The sequence below is a fragment of the Streptomyces sp. NBC_00104 genome (assembly GCF_045160825.1).
Lineage (GTDB): Bacteria > Actinomycetota > Actinomycetes > Streptomycetales > Streptomycetaceae > Streptomyces.
In genome coordinates this window covers 682,874-699,384 of sequence record NZ_CP108215.1, presented here as the reverse complement: position 1 = coordinate 699,384, position 16,511 = coordinate 682,874, and the positions used below count along the sequence as shown (strand labels likewise).

At 69.4% G+C, this 16,511-nt stretch carries 19 protein-coding genes; 2 read left to right on the top strand and 17 right to left on the bottom strand.

The window, feature by feature from the left end; translation table 11 throughout:
• Window positions 1-215: 215 nt before the first annotated feature.
• The 7 genes from OG272_RS02955 to OG272_RS02925 form a co-directional block, all read right to left on the bottom strand.
• The gene (locus OG272_RS02955; RefSeq protein WP_327731621.1) at window positions 216-1,049 is read right to left on the bottom strand and encodes a citryl-CoA lyase; all 834 of its coding nucleotides are present in this window, start codon (window positions 1,047-1,049) and stop codon (window positions 216-218) included.
• 37 nt (window positions 1,050-1,086) lie between these two features.
• Complete coding sequence (locus OG272_RS02950) at window positions 1,087-2,223, bottom strand: CaiB/BaiF CoA transferase family protein (RefSeq protein ID WP_405892421.1); 1,137 nt, start codon at window positions 2,221-2,223, stop codon at window positions 1,087-1,089.
• A gap of 3 nt (window positions 2,224-2,226) precedes the next feature.
• The gene (locus OG272_RS02945) at window positions 2,227-2,439 is read right to left on the bottom strand and encodes a hypothetical protein (protein WP_327731623.1); all 213 of its coding nucleotides are present in this window, start codon (window positions 2,437-2,439) and stop codon (window positions 2,227-2,229) included.
• Complete coding sequence (locus tag OG272_RS02940; RefSeq protein WP_327731624.1) at window positions 2,408-3,007, bottom strand: dioxygenase; 600 nt, start codon at window positions 3,005-3,007, stop codon at window positions 2,408-2,410. Before OG272_RS02940 ends, OG272_RS02945 begins: the two co-directional genes overlap by 32 nt.
• Before the next feature lie 216 nt (window positions 3,008-3,223).
• Window positions 3,224-4,213 carry a nuclear transport factor 2 family protein gene (locus OG272_RS02935; RefSeq protein ID WP_327731625.1) on the bottom strand — a complete coding sequence of 330 codons (990 nt, stop codon included), beginning with the start codon at window positions 4,211-4,213 and terminating at the stop codon, window positions 3,224-3,226.
• Window positions 4,214-4,670: 457 nt separating this feature from the next.
• Window positions 4,671-5,393 carry a YceI family protein gene (locus OG272_RS02930; RefSeq protein WP_327731626.1) on the bottom strand — a complete coding sequence of 241 codons (723 nt, stop codon included), beginning with the start codon at window positions 5,391-5,393 and terminating at the stop codon, window positions 4,671-4,673.
• 124 nt (window positions 5,394-5,517) lie between these two features.
• Window positions 5,518-6,483, bottom strand: a complete 966-nt coding sequence (locus tag OG272_RS02925) for an SDR family NAD(P)-dependent oxidoreductase (RefSeq protein WP_327731627.1) — start codon at window positions 6,481-6,483, stop codon at window positions 5,518-5,520.
• 101 nt (window positions 6,484-6,584) lie between these two features.
• On the opposite strand from OG272_RS02925, the gene OG272_RS02920 reads away from it, so the two are divergent.
• On the top strand, window positions 6,585-7,160 hold the full coding sequence (locus OG272_RS02920) for a TetR/AcrR family transcriptional regulator (protein ID WP_327731628.1): 576 nt from the start codon (window positions 6,585-6,587) through the stop codon (window positions 7,158-7,160).
• A 524-nt stretch (window positions 7,161-7,684) separates the two neighbouring features.
• Here the strand turns inward: OG272_RS02920 and OG272_RS02915 are convergent.
• The 9 genes from OG272_RS02915 to OG272_RS02875 all read right to left on the bottom strand — a co-directional run bounded on the left by OG272_RS02915 (window position 7,685) and on the right by OG272_RS02875 (window position 14,121).
• Window positions 7,685-8,524, bottom strand: a complete 840-nt coding sequence (locus OG272_RS02915; RefSeq protein ID WP_405895975.1) for a class III extradiol dioxygenase subunit beta — start codon at window positions 8,522-8,524, stop codon at window positions 7,685-7,687.
• Window position 8,525: 1 nt separating this feature from the next.
• A complete protein-coding gene (gene ligA / locus OG272_RS02910; RefSeq protein WP_327731630.1) occupies window positions 8,526-8,882 on the bottom strand; it encodes a protocatechuate 4,5-dioxygenase subunit alpha in 357 nt (118 codons plus the stop codon).
• A 32-nt stretch (window positions 8,883-8,914) separates the two neighbouring features.
• Complete coding sequence (locus tag OG272_RS02905; protein ID WP_328222256.1) at window positions 8,915-9,667, bottom strand: SDR family oxidoreductase; 753 nt, start codon at window positions 9,665-9,667, stop codon at window positions 8,915-8,917.
• On the bottom strand, window positions 9,664-9,945 hold the full coding sequence (locus OG272_RS02900; protein WP_060905174.1) for a muconolactone Delta-isomerase family protein: 282 nt from the start codon (window positions 9,943-9,945) through the stop codon (window positions 9,664-9,666). The genes OG272_RS02905 and OG272_RS02900 overlap by 4 nt, the downstream gene beginning before the upstream one ends.
• A gap of 18 nt (window positions 9,946-9,963) precedes the next feature.
• Window positions 9,964-10,680 carry an alpha/beta fold hydrolase gene (locus OG272_RS02895; protein ID WP_328222255.1) on the bottom strand — a complete coding sequence of 239 codons (717 nt, stop codon included), beginning with the start codon at window positions 10,678-10,680 and terminating at the stop codon, window positions 9,964-9,966.
• On the bottom strand, window positions 10,677-11,735 hold the full coding sequence (locus OG272_RS02890) for an aromatic ring-hydroxylating dioxygenase subunit alpha (protein ID WP_328222254.1): 1,059 nt from the start codon (window positions 11,733-11,735) through the stop codon (window positions 10,677-10,679). The genes OG272_RS02895 and OG272_RS02890 overlap by 4 nt, the downstream gene beginning before the upstream one ends.
• 121 nt (window positions 11,736-11,856) lie before the next feature.
• Window positions 11,857-12,894, bottom strand: a complete 1,038-nt coding sequence (locus tag OG272_RS02885; RefSeq protein WP_327731637.1) for a PDR/VanB family oxidoreductase — start codon at window positions 12,892-12,894, stop codon at window positions 11,857-11,859.
• A gap of 142 nt (window positions 12,895-13,036) precedes the next feature.
• Window positions 13,037-13,375: a hypothetical protein gene (locus OG272_RS02880; RefSeq protein WP_327731638.1), complete on the bottom strand. Its 339-nt coding sequence runs from the start codon at window positions 13,373-13,375 to the stop codon at window positions 13,037-13,039.
• Window positions 13,372-14,121 (bottom strand): PIG-L deacetylase family protein, encoded by a 750-nt coding sequence (locus OG272_RS02875; RefSeq protein ID WP_328222253.1) that lies wholly within the window; start codon window positions 14,119-14,121, stop codon window positions 13,372-13,374. The genes OG272_RS02880 and OG272_RS02875 overlap by 4 nt, the downstream gene beginning before the upstream one ends.
• Before the next feature lie 165 nt (window positions 14,122-14,286).
• Here OG272_RS02875 and OG272_RS02870 point away from each other — a divergent pair, with 165 nt between their 5' ends.
• A complete protein-coding gene (locus OG272_RS02870) occupies window positions 14,287-14,439 on the top strand; it encodes a hypothetical protein (RefSeq protein WP_327731643.1) in 153 nt (50 codons plus the stop codon).
• Window positions 14,440-14,649: 210 nt separating this feature from the next.
• On the opposite strand, the gene OG272_RS02865 is transcribed toward OG272_RS02870, so the two are convergent.
• Window positions 14,650-16,290: an AMP-binding protein gene (locus OG272_RS02865; RefSeq protein WP_327731644.1), complete on the bottom strand. Its 1,641-nt coding sequence runs from the start codon at window positions 16,288-16,290 to the stop codon at window positions 14,650-14,652.
• Window positions 16,291-16,511: the final 221 nt, after the last annotated feature.

The following is a 16,511-nucleotide window of genomic DNA, read 5'->3' as shown; positions in this document are numbered from 1 at the left end:
CATTGGGCGGCGAGGCGGCCGAGAGTCCGGCTCCGGCGCCTGGAGCGCCTCTATGTGCCCGGCCACCCACACCAACCAATACTCCACCGGACTCGCACCGGCCCAGAACGTTCGCTTCCTCTGAGAGGGCTCGCTCCTTTCAGAGGAACCGCCGCCCCAGGTCGCTGCCGCTGTCCCGGGCGGGGCCTTCGTGGACCCGGCCCCGGACAGTGAGGTCACGCGTGCCCCGCGGGGCGTGGGGCGTCGCGGGGCTGCGGCGGGACGGGCCGGTTGTTCAGGTCCACCGACAGGAAGATGTCGTTCGCGACGGGGTTGCGCATCTCCTCGGCGAGCTGGCCGATGAGTCCGGCCGTGCGGGCGAGCAGGGCGAAGGCGCGGAGCAGGTCCAGCGGAAGACCGAGGTCGGCGAGTGCGGCACCGCAGACCCCGGCGCCGTTGAGCGGCAGGGTGCTGCCCAGCACCTGGGGGTGGACCCGGCCGATGGCCGCGAACAGCGACAGGTGCGGGCCGAACAGCCCTTCCTCCGTGGCGAGTTGGAACAGCCTCGGAGTGCGGGGGTCACCTTGCTTGTGGACGTGGTGTCCGAGGCCGGGGATGAGCTCCCGGGCTTCTCTTCGGGAGCGTACGGTGGCCAGGGCGAGTTCGTCCCAGCCGGCTTCGTCGGTCGGGTGGCCGTTCTCCAGCGTGGACAGGGCGTCATGCAGGAAGCGGCCGCAGTCCTCGGTCACGCCGAGGAAGCGGGAGCCGCCGCCGAGGAGCCCTGCGGCGATGGCTCCCTGTATCGAGTCGGGGGCTGATAGGTATGTCAGCCGGGCCGTTATGGCGGTCGGGGTGAAGCCGTGGTCGGCGAGTGCGGCGAGCACCGCCTCGAACACCCGTGTCTCCCCGGAGGTGGGGCGGCGCTGCGTGGCCAGCCAGAACGCCAGCTCGCCGAATCCCACCTCGCCCATCACATCGGCCGCTAGGTCCTGGCCGAGCAGGGTGATGCTGTCCAGGGAGGACGCACCGAGGGCGGTCGGGTACTCGGGCGCATTCGGTTTCTCAGGCATTCTCGTCCTCCGGATCATCCCCCACTCCGTCCTCCAGTCACTTGCGGAGTTCGGTCCGGTGCTCGTCCAACTCGGGCGGGGGCAGGCGGTAGGCGGCGGGCGTCTCGGAGAAGCGGATCGGGTGCCGTGTCGTGGGTACGGCCCGGTCTCCCTCGCCGACCTCGACGACCGGGTCGAGTCCGAAGCGTTCGGCCATCGCGAATCCGCCGGCGATGGTGTTGATCGGTCCGCAGGGGACCCCGGCGTCGACGAACAGATCGAACCACTCCAAAGCGGTCCTCGTCTTCAGCCGTTCGAGCAGGAGGGGCCGGAGTTCCTCCCGTCGCTCGGTACGGTCGGCGTTGTGCCGGAAGCGGGGATCGTCGGCGGTCTCGGGGATCCCGAGTACTTCGCACAGCTTGCGGAACTGGCCGTCGTTGGCCGCGGGGACGATCAGGTCCTGGTCGGCCGTCGGCAGCGGTTCGTAGGGGAAGACGCTGGGGTGCGCGTTGCCCATCCGGTAGGGCACGGTGCCGCCGGCGACGTAGGAGGAGCTGTGGTTGACCAGCCCGGTCAGTGCCGAGGACAGCAGGTTCACCTCGACGAGCTGTCCCCGGCCGGTCGCGTCGCGGTGCCGCAGCGCGGCGAGGATGCCGATGGCGGCGTGGTTGCCCGCCATCACGTCGAAGACCGAGATGCCCGCCCGGTACGGCGGCCCGTCCGGATCACCGGTGAGGCTCATCAGCCCGGAGATCGCCTGCACCATCAGGTCGTAGCCAGGCACCTTCCGGCCGGGCCCGGCGCCGAAACCACTGATCGACGCGTAGACCACGCCCGGATTCCCGGCGCTCACCGAGGCATGGTCCAGGCCGTACCTGGCCAGCCCGCCCGGTTTGAAGTTCTCGATCACGACGTCCGCGCGCCGCGAAAGCTCCCTGGCCAGCCGCGCGTCGCCCTCGTCGCGGAAGTCGAGAGCGATCGACCGCTTCCCGCGGTTGATCCCGAGGTAGTAGGTCGACATACCGTCGCGCACCGGCGGCATCCAACCGCGAGTGTCGTCCCCTCCCGGGCCCTCGACCTTCACCACGTCGGCGCCGAGGTCAGCCAGCAGCATGGTCGCGTACGGACCCGCCAGGATGCGGGAGAAGTCCGCCACCAGCAGCCCGTCCAGCGGCCCGGGTGAAGCGCCGTTCATGGGCTACGCCCCCTCGTTCTGCACGGCGACGCCTTCGCTGCGGTACTCGCTGTAGGTGTAGGGGTTGGAGATCACCTCGGTTGTCGGGATCTCCGGCTCGACGGCCTCCCGCCACGCGTCCTCGCCCATGGTGGTCCGCGCGTAGTCCACGGTCGCGGCGACGGCGGTGCGGGCCCGCTCCAGGTCAACGCCGACCAGTTCGTGCGCGTACTTCACCACGGTTCCGTTGACCAGCACGGTGTGCACGTCCGTCCGCCCGCGTTCGGTACAGCGCGCGCAGCCGGGCCTCGTCGATCTCCGGCAGCTGCGCCTCGTAGGCGCCGTCGGCGTCGGCCTGCCATACGTCCAGGACGACGTCGGGCAGATGCGTGCCGTCGAGGTCGAGGACCCGGCCGGTGATGAACACCGGCGTGCCCGGGACGCCGTCCGACATGTCGGCTCCGAATCCCGCCGTCGGAGAGCCGTCGATGTGGAAGGGACCGAGCACCGTCGCCGGAGTGGCCTTCGCCGAGAAGCGGTGGTTCAGCTGGACGACGAGCGTGCTCAGACCGAGGACGTCGGAGGCGAGGATGAACTCCTGGCGCTTGTCGTCACTGATCCGGCCGGTCGCCGTGAGCCACTCGACGGCTGCCGCCCACTCCTCCTCCGTCAGCCGGACCTCGCGGGCGTACGCGTGCAGGTGCCGCACCAGCGCCGTCATCAGCTCGGCGAGCCGGGGCGAGTGAGCGGTGGCCCACCGCTTGACCGCCAGGTCGCTGAGGTTGTCCTCCGTCACGAAGGCCATGGAATCCTCCTCGATTCGTTCCGGGCTCGACCGCTGGACGGACGATCGTCCGTACAGCGGACACAGTGGTGCAGGAGTGGCTGGTAAATCAAGCCCTTGGATGGCTACATGCAAAGCTGCAATGGGGTGACGCGGTCGGAGTTATGTCCGCTGCCGAGAAATGAGTGGCCCGTCACCGACCGGTGACGGGCCACGGGACCGCGAGGATCGGAGAGGTCAGAACATCGTGTTGTCGTTGGCGGAGGTGGCCGGGACGTCCTGCAGGACGTCCCAGTGCTCGATGATCTTGAGCTCGCCATTCTTCTGCTTCTTGACCCGGAAGATGTCCACGACGGACTGCCCACGGTCCTCGGGACTGAGGCGGTAGTGCGCGTGGATGGCGACGTAGTCCTTGTCGGCGATGACGCGCTTGCGTTCCACGATCAAGTTCGGGAACTGGCGGAAGAAATTGGTGAACTGCTCACGCAGGCCGGCCGAGCCGCTGGGGATGGTCGGGTTGTGCTGGTAGTACTCCGGCGCGAGGAACCTGACGGCGTCGGGGTTCTTGTCGACGAGGAGGGTGTCGAAGTAACGGGTGGCGATCTTCTCGCTGAGAGGTGTGCTCCAGCGGGGGCCGCTGGGCTGGTTCGTGTGCGGGTTGCTGACCGTACCGAACATGTCGTTGCCGTTGACGGTGGTCGCCGGCACGTCCTGGACCGTGTCCCAGTGCTCGGCGATCATGCCGCTCTTGGGGTCGAAGCGGAAGATGTCGACCACGGCCGCGCCACGGGTGCCGGGCTCATAGACGGGGTTGGAGTGCACCAGGACCAGGTTGCCCTGGGCGAGGACCCGCTTCACGTTGTACTGGTGGTCCGGGAAGCGCGCGGTCCAGTCGCGGATGAAGTTCTTGATCGCTTCCCGGCCGTTGGGGGCGGCCGGATTGTGCTGGATGTAGTCCGCGCGGATGTACCGGTCGGCGACCTTGAGGTTGCCCTCCTCGAAGAGCTGGGTGAGGACGTGAACGGCGACGCGCTTGTTGCGCTCCTGTGTGGCGGGGCTCGTGTGCGGGGCGTCGAGGCCGAGGGTCAGTCCGCTGTGGGCCGGTGCGGAGGCGGTGGCGGCGGGTGCGAAGCCGGCCACTGCTCCTACGGTCGCCACGGCCAGGAGGGTGGCTACGGCCTTACGGGTCGTCCGGGTGGTGCTGTTCGACCGTGTGGTGCCGTACATGGGGGGTCTCCAATGCTGTGCGGACGGCGGTGAAGCGCGTCGTTGGGTGTCTGGTGAGAGATCGGGCGTGAGCGAGGGGTGGTAGCTGCTCGCCAGGAGTGCGTATGAGGTCGAGTTAGCTCGACCGTGTTTCCGGGCTTGCGGTGTCCTGGGCCGTTCGGGTTAGCGTGATGGTGCGATCTGGGACGCCGGGTACGGCGTCGGTGTGCGGGGCCTCTGCTCCACCGGAGTGATGGTTCAGGGCCTCTCCGTCGTCTCTGGCCGTACCCAATTGGCCAGGTCGCGTAGGGAACTGGCCTCCCGGCCCCGGACCACGTACAGGATGCGTGTCGCCGCCCCGGGGTCGAGTACGCCGGGGACCAGCTCGCCCAAGACCGTTCGGGGCGCGCGGCTGAACGGACTCACCCCTGCTCAGTCCACAGGAACGGTTGGTGTAACCCTCTGGCCCCGTATGGGCTCAGGCGCGGTCGAAGGTGAGGAGGAACTCGATGTCTCCCTCGTCCTCCACTGCGATCCCGCCGAAGTTGGGTGCGTCGATGCCGTAGTCGGCGAAGGTGACCGGAATGGAGCCGTTGACCCGGAAGCCGTCGGCGGTGCGCTGGGCGTCGAGGTCGAAGGAGACGGGGTTGGTCTCGCCGTGGACGGTCAGCTCGCCCGTGGCCTCGGCGCTGACCTGCTCGCCCACCTCCGGCGTCAAGCCGAAGTCGACGGGCTCGGTGAGCTCGAAGGTGGCCTCGGGGTACCGTTCGGTGTTCATGACCCGGCCGCGGAACTGGCCGTCGCGCTGGTCGGAGTCGCTCTTCACCGAGGCCAGGTCGACGGTGAAGGATCCGCTGACGGCCCGGTTGCCCTCGATCTCCAGCTCGCCGGTGACCTCCTCGGTGCGGCCCACCGCCGTGACGTTCTGGCCGAAGAGGACCTCGTCGACCCGGTAGCCGGCCTGCGAGCCGCTGCCCACCCGCCAGGCGCCGTCGACACCCTCCTGCCCGGCCTGCTCCCCGGAGCCTGAGGAACTGCCGGAGGAATCTGAGCCTGGCGGGTTGTCGAGCGAGAGGGCGGCCGGTGGCTTGTCCTGGACGTAGTTGATGTAGACGTAGGGGCCCGCCGTGCCCAGCACGGCGGCGGTTGCCGCACCGGCGATGAGCCAGCGCTTCCAGTGCCTGCGGATACTGCCTGTCATGGTGTCTCCCTAAGTATTTTGGACTTTCAACTGAAGTTTCAAGTATTTGATTGAGGGTCGGCCTGGGCGGAAGGGCTGCTACGGGTGTCCGCGGGCTCAGTCGTGGTCGGCGAGCGGCGTGAGGTCAGTCCAGGAGCTGCTCGGAGACCTGCCAGAGTCGCTCGGCCGCCTCCGGGTCCAGGGCGTGCGGCGCGACCCCGGTGTTGGTGCCCGGCTGGTGCGGTGGGGCCTCGTCGCAGTCCTCGAAGTACCGGCCGCTGATGCCGTCGAGCAAGGGTGAGGCGGCCAGCAGGACGGAGGTCGCGGCGCCCTGTTCGACCGATTTGAAAGACATCTCGGGCAGGGGCGTTCCTTCACCGAGGAGGGCTTGCAGGTGGGTCATGAACAGGCCAATCTGCGCTTCGTCCATGTAGCGCCCTAGATTGGTCTGGATCCCGCCGGGCATCAGCGCGTTGGCCGTGATCCCGTCGTCGGCCCATCGCCGACCGGCCTCGACCGCGAACAGCACGTTGGCCGTCTTGGACTGCCCGTACGCCAGCCACGGGTCGTAGGGCCGCTCGGTGAAGTGGAGGTCGTCGAAGACGACGGGCGAGAACAGGTGCCCGCTGGAACTCACGGACACCACGCGGGCACCGCCGGCCCCGGCGAGCGCGCCGTGCAGTCCGGTGGTCAGGGCGAAGTGCCCCAGGTGGTTGGTGGCGAACTGCAGCTCCCAGCCCTGGGGTGTGCGGCTCTCCGGGGCGGCCATGATCCCGGCGTTGTTGACAAGGGTGTGCAGCGGACCCTGCCACGCGGCCGTGAACGCGCGGACGGATGCCGGATCGGTCAGGTCCAGCGCGGCGACCCGTACGCCTTCGTTGCCGGTGGTGGCCCGGATGGCCTCGGCGGTGCGGTGGCCGGCCTCGGTGTCCCGTACGGCGAGTGTGACCTCCGCGCCGGCGCCGGCGAGCGCCCGGGCGGTCTCCACGCCGATGCCGGACGCGGCCCCGGTGACGACGGCGCGGCGGCCCGTGAGGTCGATGCCCGCGATGACGTCGGAAGCCGTGGACCGGCTGGTGAACGGAGTGGTGATGCCTGTCCTCGTGGCCATTCTCGCAATGCTCCCTGTTTGCTACGCTTGAAGCGGAGGTGCCTCCGGTTGTTTGAACTTTAAACGGAGGGTCCTCCGGTTGTCTAGAAGGAAGGAAAGCTGTGACCAGCACCACACGTGGACTGCGTGCCGACGCGAGACGCAACCGGGAACGCCTGCTGGAAGTCGCGGGGCGCGCGTTCTCCGAGGTCGGCACGGACGCGTCCCTCGAGGCCATCGCCAAGGACGCCGGCGTGGGCATCGGAACGCTCTACCGGCACTTCCCCACCCGCGAGGCCCTGCTCGAGGCCGCCTACCGCAACGAACTCGCCCGGGTCTGCGACAGCGCCACGGAACTGCTCGCACAGCTCCCTCCCGACCAGGCCATGCGGCAGTGGATGGACCTGTTCATCGACTACCTGGCCACCAAGCAGGGCATGGGGGACGCGCTGAAGGCCGTCATCGCCTCGGGCGACGAGGATCCGTTCGCCGAAAGTCTGGAACGGATCAGCACCGCCATCAGCACCCTGCTGCACGCCGGGGCCGAAGTGGGAGTCCTGCGCTCGGACGTGGACCCCCTGGACGTCGGCTTCAGCCTCGGCGGTGTTCTGCTGATCACCAGCGACAAAGGGCTGCGCGACCGCGCGGGCCGCATGCTCGACCTCCTGCTCGACGGGCTCCGCTACCGCTCCGGCTGACGCACCCCGGTGCGAAGGGTGTCCAGGACAGGCCTCGTCGCGAGGCACACCCGTGCCGGGAGCGGTAGGGCCGTCGGGCTCCGTTCGGTCGCGAGACCCACACCGGAGGAAACCCGGCCCGCGGTCCACGCCGGACCAGGTCACACGCGTCTCCCGCCACAGCGCCGAGCGACCTGCGTTCTTCCCTCGTCGGAAGGGGCTCGGCGTGCGCTCCCGCAGAGGCGGAACCGACTCCGGACGCGTCCGACAGCGCACCAACCACTCAGGAAACGGCGAACCGGAGAACACCGAGCGGCTGGGCGTACACAGCAAGCACCGCGAGATCGCCTCCATGGACGCGGGGGCGGTTGCCCATCGTCGTGAACCGCGCCGGTCAGCCACGATGCCGTCGTCACGCCGCCGTTCGGGGCTCCGACCAGCGGATCGAGCGTCATGTCGATCACGCCGGGTGAAACCCCGAGCAGTCGATCCAGCACCCTGTCGCTCCCACGTCACCAGCGTCGGCCGGTCAGGACTGCGGTGAATCACCGGCTCAGGTTCTCGAACAACACCATGCCGGCCGCCGTGTTGGACGCGGGTACGTGGTAGGTGGCGTGCACGCGTCGGATCCGGGGTCCCAGCGCGCCGCGCATGATCAGCCACATGATGAGTTCGATGCCCTCGGAGCCGGCCTCGCGGATGTACTGCTCGCGCGTCAGTGCGGCCAGTTTCTCGGGGTCGTGCTCGATGGCGTCCAGGAACATCCGGTCGAAGTCCTGGTTGATCAGTCCCGCGCGGGCACCGGCGAGTTGGTGGGACATGCCGCCGGTGCCGAAGACGGCCACCTTGAGGTTCTCGGGGAAGGAGCGGATGGCCTCGCCGAGCGCGCGGCCGAGGGCCAGGCAGCGGGCGGCGGTCGGCTGCGGGTACTGGATGACGTTGACCAGAAGGGGGACCACAGCACAGGGCCAGCGTTCGCCGGGGTCGGGGCAGTACACCGACAGGGGAACGGTCAGGCCGTGGTCGACGTCGAGTTCCTGGTAGACGGTGAGGTCGAAGGAGGCGTCGATCAGGCTCGTGACGAGGTGGTCGGAGAACTCGGGAGCGCCCGTGACAGCGGGCACCGGGCGGCTGCCCCACCCCTCGTCGGCCACCCGGTACGACTCGGCCGTCCCCAGCGCGAAGGTCGGGGTGACGCTCATGTCGACAGCGTTGGCGTGGTCGTTGTAGATGACGACCGCGATGTCGGGGGTGTGCCGGGCCATCCACTCCCGCGCCGGCGTGTATCCGTCGAACAGCGCTTTCCAGTACGGGTCCTGCGTCTTCCCGTGGTCCATGGCCGCACCGATCGACGGTACGTGCGAGGTGGCCAGACCCCATGTCACCTCAGCCAAAGTTCCGCCCTCCCGCTTTCAGCGCCTGCGTGAACTCCTCGGTGGTCATGCCCGTGAAGACCCCGCCGAGGTACTGCATGGATCTCTGGTCGACCATGGCGAGCTTGAAGATGTAGAAGATGGAGCCGCCCAGTTCCATCATCCGGTTCCAGTCCCGTCGCAGGACGGCGTCCCGCTGCTGGGCCGTGAGCCCGTACGTCTCGCAGTACGCGGCTTCGTCGGCTGTGAACCTCTCCCGGTTCTCGGCCTCCTTGAGGGAACCGCAGAGCCGGTTGAGGGCCCGGGCGCGGCGGCTTTCCGCGGCGTCGAAGACGTAGGTGCCGGGGACCTGGGGCGTGGTGCTGGACATGCCGTTCCTCTCCTCTCCCGTGTTGTTGCCGGTCAGTGCAGGAGGCCGCCGCCGTCGCAGACGAGCGTCTGGCCGGTGACCATGGCCGCGTCGGGGGACGCGAGATAGGAGACGAGTCCCGCGAAGTGCTCCGGGGTGACGAACTCCTTGATCGCCTGTTGGCGCATGGTCGCGGCGAACACCTCGTCGTCGGAGTGCGCCCGGGTGCCCGGCGTCGCGACCTGCGCGGGTGCCACCGCGTTGACGGTGATCCGGCGCTCGCCCAGTTCGCGGGCCATCACCCGGGTCATGCCGATGAGTGCGCCCTTGCTGGCCACGTAGGCGATCTGGCCCGGCGCTCCCGTGAAGAAGGTGCGGGACCCGACATTGATCACCCGCCCTCGATGCGGGCTTGCGCTCAGCCAGGGCACACAGGCCTGCACCATGAGCAGCGGGCCGACGGCGTTGACGGCGAAGAATCGGTGCAGTTCCTCCGGGGTCGTCTCCAGCAGTGGTGCCCGGCCGGAGAGCAATCCTGCGTTGTTGACGAGTACATCGATCCGGCCACCGCCGTACGTTTCGGCGATCTCCGTCACGGCCTGGCGGGTCGCGGCCGGATCTGTGACGTCGCAACGCCAGGCCCGGACACCCGGAGTCGGGTCCGTGTCGTCGGGTTCGGCGATGTCCAGGGCGGCGACCGTGAATCCGTCCTCGGCCAGTCTGCGGGCGACGGCGAGCCCCAGGCCACCGGCGGCACCTGTGACCACCGCGACCCGTGGGCTTCGACCGTCAGGGCACACGGTCATGGCGCCTTCTCCTGCGGATGGGTGGCGAGCGCCTCGACGGTGATGTCCATCCATTTCCACATGGGCAGGGAGACCAGAGCGTCGTGCAGTTCCGCCGGATCGGCTGCCTCGTACAGGCCGATGGTCGCGTTGCGGCCCGGGACCCGCCACAGCCGCTTGAGGATTCCCGACTCCCTGAGCTGCATGGCCCGTTCGCGCTCGCCCTTGCGCAGGGTCTCGCGTACGTCGTCAGGCGTGTCCGGGGGCAGCGTGTTCTCGGTACGGACGAGGAATTCCATGGGGCGTTCCTTCACGGGTCAGGCTGCCGCGATCTCCAGCAGCAGTTCGGCCAGTCGGCCCGGGGCGGTGACCATGGCCTCGTGGCCGGTGGCGATCTCGTGGACCTGCCAGCCACGGGCGGCGGCACGCTCGGCGTGCGGGGTGAACACCCGCATCCAGTCGGTGCACTCGATGAAGGCGCCGGGTACCTGGTCGGCCTTCCCGGTGAGACGGAGGGGTTCGGTGTAGGTCAGCCAGGGGTGTGGGGTCAGCCGGGGGCCGAGCCAGTCCAGGTCCGCCTGGTCCTCGACGCCGAGCACGCTCAGCGAGCGCACCGGGATGAGCCAGCCGAAGCCGGGTCCGGCCACGGACTCCCGGTAGTGCCCGGCGATGTGTTCGGGAAGGAGGTCGATCGCCGCGTCTTTGTCGTCGCCGACGAAAGCATCGAGGTGCACGCGCTGGGCCAGCCGGTCGGGGATCCGGTCCGCGACCCCGGTGACGACCTGGCCGGCGTAGCTGTGCCCGACGAGGACGACGTCCCGGGCGTCGTGGGTCTCGATCAGCGCCACGACGTCCTGGATGTGGGTGCTGAGCCCGACCTGCGGGCTGAGCAGATGGGCACGGTCGCTCACCCCGGTCAGCGTGGGAGAGTGCACTTCGTGCCCGGCCGCACGCAGCAGAGGTGTGACGTGCTGCCATACCCATCCGCCGTGCCAGGCTCCGTGGAGCAGTACGAAGACGGGGCGGCCGCTCATACGGACGCCCTGCTGTGAGGGACGCGGGCGTCCTGCTGTGCGCGCTGTTCACGGGCGAGCATCTTCGCCACCGCCCGGCGTCCGCGGAGTGCGGCGAGGTCGGACTTGATGCTGGACTCGGCGCTGCCGCCCGGATCGGTGGCGTACATGATCTCCTGCGCCTCCAGGGCGTCGACGTCCTCCTGCATCACGGCGAGTTGCTGCTCGTGCTGGAACTTCGTGAGCTCCTGGTCGTCGATGAGGTAGTCGCGGCCCAGCGCGTAGAAGTCGTGCGTCTCGTTGCCGCGCCCCGGTGTCATCCCGTAGAGCACCTTCATGTGGAAGCCGTCCGGCTCCTCGGTGCCGGTGGCCGCGACGCGGATGTTGAGGACGAAGATGCCCGGAGGGTAGAAGTCGCCGTCCTGCCAGCGGTCCACCGGAGAGGTCAGTCCGCAGGACTTCTCGTAGAACGGAGGGGCCTCGATGCCGATCATGCGGCGGCTGAAGCCGACCCGGTCGCCGTCCACGGTCACGTCGATCGGGGTCGCGGCGACGGCGGCGTTGCCGATGCTCGTCGGATGCAGGAACGTCTCATGGGTGAGGTCGAGCAGGTTCTCCAGGAGCAGCATGTGCCGTGCCTTCAGCGGGACGACGCCGTGCACATGGGTCCAGCTCGGGTCGGTCAGCCACGAGGTGTCGGGCAGGAGGCTCTCGTCGGCCAGTTCGGGGTCGCCGGGCCAGATCCATATGGCACCGTCGCGCTCGACCAGGGGGAAGCGGCGCAGTGCCGCCTTGGGTCGGTCGGCCTGCTCGGCGACCCCGACGCACACGCCCTGGCCGTCGAAGCGGTAGCCGTGGTAGTCGCACTGGAGGGTTCCCTCGTCGTCCAAGTGACCCAGGGACAAAGGGTACTTGCGGTGGGGGCAGCGGTCCTCGACGGCGGTGACGGTCTGGTCGGGCAGCCGGTAGAAGCAGACCGGGATGTCGGTGATCCAGCGCTGCTTGAGGGTTCGGCCGATCTCGTCGGACCAGGCTCCCAGGTACCAGCCGTTGCGCACGTGCTGTGTCAATGTCATCGCGGGTCCTTTCTTCGGCGTCGGCCGTCCGGCTCGGGCGTGTGCCGGGTCGGTGACGGGTACTGAGGTGAGCCGGTCCGCTTGCGACCGACAGGGCGCTGTCCGGACCGAGCTGGGGGTGTCAGAGATCCAGGACGAGGCGTCCGCCGCGCGCCCGGGAGACGCAGATCAGCATCGTGTCGTTCGCGGCGCGCTCGTCCTCGGTGAGCAGTGAGTCGCGGTGGTCGACCTCGCCCTCCAGGACGGAGGTCTCGCACGAGCCGCAGATGCCTTCCTCGCACGAGGACAGGACAGGGACGCCCGCCTGCTCCACGGCCTTGAGGACCGACAGGCCGGGCGGCACGGTCACTGTGGTCCCGGACGCCCGCAGTTCCACCTCGATCGGCTGCTCGGCCGTGTCGTCGGCGGGCTGCCGGACGGCCGCCGCGGCGAACCGCTCGATGTTCAGCGCACCGGTCGGCCAGTCGGCGCAGTGCGCTTCGACCGCGTCGATGAGCCCTGCGGGGCCGCAGCAGTACACCAGGGTGGACGGGTCGGGATCACCGAGGAAGCCGGCGAGGTCGAGCAGTCCGTGCTTGTCCTGCGGCCGCACTGTCACGCGCTCGCCGTGGCCCTCCAGTTCGGGCAGGAACGCCATGGAGGAGGGTGTGCGGCCACCGTAGAGCAGGGACCACTCGGCCATGGCGGCATCGGCCTCGGCGATCATCGGGAGCAAGGGGGTGATGCCGATGCCGCCGCCGACGAACAGGTATCGGGTGGCGGGCCGCAGCGGGAAGTTGTTGCGCGGGCCGCGCACCCGAAGTTCGCCGCCCTCCTCGACGTGGTCGTGGATCCACTGCGATCCGCCGCGCCCGTCGGGCTCCCGGAGCACCGCGACACGCCAATGAGCCGTGTCTCCCACCGGGCCGCACAGCGAGTACTGCCGGGTGGCGCCCGTGGGCAGGACGACGTCGATGTGCGCGCCCGGCTGCCAGACCGGCAGCGGTTCGCCCGAGCTCGCCGCGAGCTCCAGCGACACGACGTCGTCCGCCACCGCCTGCCGGGTCAGCACCGTGACGGTGCCTTCGAACTCGGTGCCGCGCCGGGTCCCGGACGGCGTTCCGGCCGCGGCGGAACCGAGAGGGCGCGTGTCCGGGGCGGTGGCTGATGGGCTCGTCACGTTCGTCATCTCCTCGGTACGGTCGGCAGGGCGGGCCGCCCGGTGTCGGTGGCGGCACGATCGACGCTAGCCACCGCAGGATGCCCAGGTCATCGCTCGAATGACCGGACCGGGGCGGCGTATGGTCGTGGCCCGGACTACGTCATCCGTCGCGCGGGCCGGGCATGTCGTCGTCCCTGCCTGCCTGCGGGGCCTGGTCGAGGTGGATCCGCACCTGGCGGTCGTCCTCGTTCCAGAGGGCTTCCACGACGGCGTGCAGCCGTTCGACGTCGGTGCGCCACATCACCACGCCGTAACGGTCGTCGCGTGTGAGTGCGTCCTCGGGGACGGCCTCGGCCAACAGACTCCGGGGGGCGTACGTTCTGGCCGTTCCGTGCACCCTGTCGGTTTCGTCCGTGAACTGCACGTACAGGGACGTGTCGAGGAAGGGAACCCAGACGTGTGTGGCCTCGCGGGCACCCGTCGCGTTGTGCGCCGTCATGCCAGGACATCCGTCGTTTGCGGGTAGAGCCGCACGTACGCCTCACCCATGGTCCCGTGTGCGAGGCCGAGGTTGGGTCCGGCGTTGCGCTTCAGCTGAACGCCGCGCCGCTTGGCGAGGTCGGTGTAGTAGTCCCACATGTGCTGCTGTGCGGCCAGGCACTCCATGGCCTTGCGCTTCCTGTCGAAGACGGGGGTGATGTCCAGCAGGACGTTCGGCTTGAAGTCGCACTGCTCCGGCTGGTGCGGCTCGAAGAAGAACACCGGGGGAGCGCCGAGCGGTTCACCGGGCGCGTCGTAACCGACCGCCTGGGCGAGCACGCGTGCCTGGAGCGCCATGCGGGCGGCGGCCGGATGGTCGCCGTTGTAGGGGTCCGTAAGGGTGTGGGTGAGGACGACCGCGGGATCCACCTCCCGGTACACGCGCACGACGCGGTCCACCAACTCCTGGGTCTCCAGCAGCGGGTAGTCCCCGGCGTCCAGGAACTCGATCTCCGCACCCAGCGCGGCAGCGGCGTTCGTGGCCTCGGTGCGGCGGAGCGCCTTGATCTCGTCCAGGCGCAGGCCGTCCCGCCAGGCACGGGCGGACTCGCCGCGCTCGCCGAAGCTCAGGCACAGCACCTTCGCGCGCTGACCGCGTTCGGCGGCCAAGGCGATGGCGCCGCCGGCCCGCCAGACGAAGTCGCCCGCGTGCGCGCTGATCACCAGCAGCGTGCCTTCGGACGTAGTGGAGGTGTCGTGGCTCATCAGGACTCCTTGGGTCGAGTGGGGTGGGTGGGTGAGCAGAGGGAAAGGCACGTGGGCCCCGGATGTGGGCCGGAGACGGCCGGGATCGCTGTCGGCGTGCCGGGGCGGAGAGCTTGGATGTCGGCCGAACTCCCATGCCTTCGCACGGACTTGACCGATGTTGCGATGAAATGGATCAGCCAAGTTGATGTCACCCGGATCATCGCGGCGATCGTCACCGAGGACCCGGCGGCGGCCGAAGCCGCCGTGCGGGACCATGTGGCCGGTGTGGTGGAGACACTGCGGACGCTCGAAGCCCGCCAGGAACGCGCGAGCTGAGCCCGGCCGTGGCAGCAGACCACGGCGGACCCGCGGCACCCCCAGTGCCTTCCGCCTTCCGGGAGCGGGAACGAGGCCCTTCCGTCCATCGGCTCGGGACCGAAGCCGTACGCCTCCTGCGGACCGACGCTGCCGCTGGAACGCCGCGTGGACCGCCGTACGGGCCGCGCGGCGGCGTGATGGTCGGCCATGGCTGCTCGCACCCGACTGTCACACCCTGTCGCCCGCGTCGGACTCCTGGACGGTCTTCTTGGCCCAGGCGACTTCGAGCTTGCCGGTGGGGGTTCGGGGCAGGACGTCCGTCAGGACCACGGAGCGCGGCACCTTGTAGCCGGCGAGGCTCTGCCGAGCCCAGTCGCGCAGCTCCTCCCCGGTGACGGTCGTGTCCGCCCGGACAGCCACGACGGCGGCGACCCGCTCGCCCCAGGTCTCGTCAGGGACGCCGACGACGACACAGTCGGTCACACCGGGGTGGGAGAGCAGGGCATTCTCCACTTCCTGCGGGTGCACCTTCTCCCCGCCCGTGTTGATCACGCCCGAGCCGCGTCCGAGGAACCGGATCGCGCCGTCGGCCTCAAGACGGGCGAGATCACCGGGGATCGCGTACCGGACCCCGTCGATCGTGCGGAACGTCGTCGCGCTCTTCTCGGTGTCCTTGTAGTAACCGAGCGGCATGGGCCCGCAGTAGGCGAGCTTCCCGACGTCGTCACTGCCGGGTTCGACGAACCGGTCGTTGTCGCCGATCACCCTCGTCGCGGGCACGGGGAAGAATCGGGCGGGCAGGTCTCTGAGGGAGGAGGTGATCGCGAAGGCGAAAGGCCCCCCTTCGCTCGACGCGATGGCATCGATGACCGTGATCTCGGCTCGCTCGTGCAGTCGCCGCTTGAGTACGTCGCTGAGAGCCGTGCCGGAGCTGAGGACCCTGCGCACAGAGCGCAGAGCGTGCGGCATCCCCGCCTGCTCCGCCCGCACGAGCTCGTCGACGAGCGGTCGGCACACGGCATTGCCCGCGACGATGACCGTCGCGACCCGCTGCTCGGCGACCGTGCGCCAGACGTGCTCCGGGTCGAGCCCGCCCTGCCGCGCGGTGACCGCCCTGCCGCCCACCATCAAAGCGCCCATGGTGTTGAACAGTCCGGTGGCGTGCATCAGCGGCACAACGGGCATCGTGGTCGGCGCGCTGCCTTCGCGGTGTGCCTCGACCGCGATGGTCACAGCCTCGTCGAGCGTCGCCGGCAGCTCGGTGACACCGAGCGGATGGAAGATCGGGACCACCAGGGAGTGCAGCAGATCGCTCTGTCGCCACACCACGCCCTTCGGCTTGCCGGTGGTCCCGCCGGTGTACATGAAGAGCCGGTCGGATCCGGGGCGTGGCTGCGGCTTACGCGGTTCATGCTCCGCCAGCAGTTCTTCCAGCTCGGGTACGACAGGCCCGGCCGGGCCGTCGGCAGGCTCAGCGCCGTCCCTCACGAGCAGCTTCAGCGTGCTCACATGGTCGGCGGCATGCGTGACCCGGGCGGCCAGGGCGCCGCTGAAGACGACCACTGCCGCGTCGGCGTCGGTCAGGAGTTCGGAGAGCTCCTCGCCGGTGTAGCGGTAGTTGGCGTTCACCGGTACGGCACCGAGTTTGAATGCGGCGAAGACCGTCTCCAGGTAGGTGGCGCCGTTGTACAGGTAGCAGGCCACGGTGTCGCCCTCGCCGACCCCGGCCTCTTCCATCGCGGTGGCCAGCCGTGACGCCCGCTCGTCGAACTCACGGTAAGTGATCTCGCGCCCGGGCTCCGTGATGGCGACGGCGTGGGGCAGCGCATGGCACACCGCCTCCCAGATCGTGCCGATGGACACGTCCACGTCTCGGACCTCCTCGTCCTCGATGGCTCGCGCGGACCACATGATCGAGCAGGCCGCTCGTGCGGCCCCGCGGACCCTTTGGGGGGAGTAACGGTCCACGGGGCGCTCTTCCAACCTAGGCAGCCGCCCTCAGGAGGGGGAACGCGAGCATTGACTGAACCTGATCGGCGCTTCGTCCCGCCGATGAACAGGTCGAATGACGTAGGACCGCCCGGAATCCG